The sequence below is a fragment of the Oleiphilus sp. HI0043 genome, assembly GCF_001634935.1.
The window spans coordinates 1-1294 of sequence record NZ_LWEY01001727.1 but is presented as its reverse complement, the minus strand read 5'-3'; the positions used below and the strand labels follow the sequence as shown (position 1 = coordinate 1294).

Here is a 1294-nt window from a genome sequence, read left to right as displayed (position 1 = left end):
CTGACCAAGCCTTATATGCCTCTAAAGAAGGCGGGCGAAACCAGACCAATACATTCTCCCATAGTTAAAATCTAGCGTGCCGCCGAAAGGTGTGTCGCGCTAGAGATAACGTCATCAACCACGACAATTCTAATAATATTTTGGAGTCACTATGATCCGCCGCTCAAAGTTTCAAAACATAAGCTTTGCTATTCTTGCCGCCGCTAGCGCATCAGCACTTTCCCAAACATTAGCCCCTGCTCAATCCGTATCGCCATTACAAGAAGAAATACAGTGGCTACAGGCAGAGACTTATGTTTCTACGGCAACTAAGACTTTGGAAGATATTAAGAAAAGTGGAGCAAGTGTTACCGTCATTACCGCTGCTGACTTAAAAAGAATGGGTGCGCGCAACCTAATGGACGCACTAAAGCGCGTACCTGGCTTAGGTGTTTACCAAACTAATATGGGAAGGTCTACCCTCGAGATAAGAGGGCTAAAAACAGACTTCAGTGAAAAAGTATTATTTCTAATCAATGGCCACGCTAACAATAACAACCTGGTAAATGGTGGTGCACTAAGCTCTTACAACAACTTTATTGTCGATGACATTAGCCGGGTAGAAATTGTCCGTGGCCCTGGCTCAGCACTCTACGGAGCCAATGCTTTTGTCGCCGTAATTAACATCATCACCAAAACGGCTCAGAATACACAAGAAACAACACTAAGCGCAGGCATCGGAAGTGACCAATCAAGGAAGCTCAATGCATCGTATCGCGATGGTACAGGCCCTTTAAAGATGGTGAACAGATTGTAGCCATCATTTCGGACTACATTATGCCTGTTACCAAAGGCGATAAGTTCTTGATTGACGTTCATGCCATGTTCCCTGATATCATCAAGATAATACTCACGGGTCATGCCGATAGCTCAGCAGTCCAAGAAGCCTATGAACAAGCGAATCTTGCCGCCTGTTTTGGCAAGCCCTGGGAAATAGAGGATATACTCACCTGCTTAAGAGAGCATTTATCCAATAAGTAGCTGTACGGAGACAGAAGTCTAAGCATGGGAATTCGCAACAAACTACTTTTCATCATTGCTAGTGCACTTTTACTTGTGCTTTATGTCAGCACTCACCTTCAAATAAACCTACACAAGCAAGCATTTGATACCGAGTTAGAGAAGCGTATCGTTCTGCTAAAACATAACCTCAACCAACAAGCACTCGTCCAAGCCCAAGCGTTGAGTAGCTCGATCGCAGAAAACCTGGCATCGTTCAATCTTTTTTCTCTAACCCAAATTATTAACGATTCTG

Annotated in this window: 3 protein-coding genes; all 3 read left to right on the top strand. The window is 44.0% G+C overall.

The window, feature by feature from the left end; translation table 11 throughout:
- The first annotated feature begins 151 nt into the window (after positions 1 to 151).
- Complete coding sequence (locus tag A3729_RS26370) at positions 152 to 796, top strand: TonB-dependent siderophore receptor (protein WP_068510482.1); 645 nt, start codon at positions 152 to 154, stop codon at positions 794 to 796.
- 20 nt (positions 797 to 816) lie between these two features.
- The gene (locus tag A3729_RS26365) at positions 817 to 1020 is read left to right on the top strand and encodes a hypothetical protein (protein ID WP_068510480.1); all 204 of its coding nucleotides are present in this window, start codon (positions 817 to 819) and stop codon (positions 1018 to 1020) included.
- A gap of 24 nt (positions 1021 to 1044) precedes the next feature.
- Positions 1045 to 1294, top strand: a 250-nt coding sequence (locus A3729_RS26360) for a hypothetical protein (protein ID WP_156498151.1), incomplete at its 3' end; no start/stop codon positions are given.

Bases quoted from the DNA above. Each gene is read 5' to 3' on its own strand.
- A3729_RS26370 (WP_068510482.1), top strand. From the start codon at position 152: ATGATCCGCCGCTCAAAGTTTCAAAACATAAGCTTTGCTATTCTTGCC.
- A3729_RS26365 (WP_068510480.1), top strand. From the start codon at position 817: ATGCCTGTTACCAAAGGCGATAAGTTCTTGATTGACGTTCATGCCATG.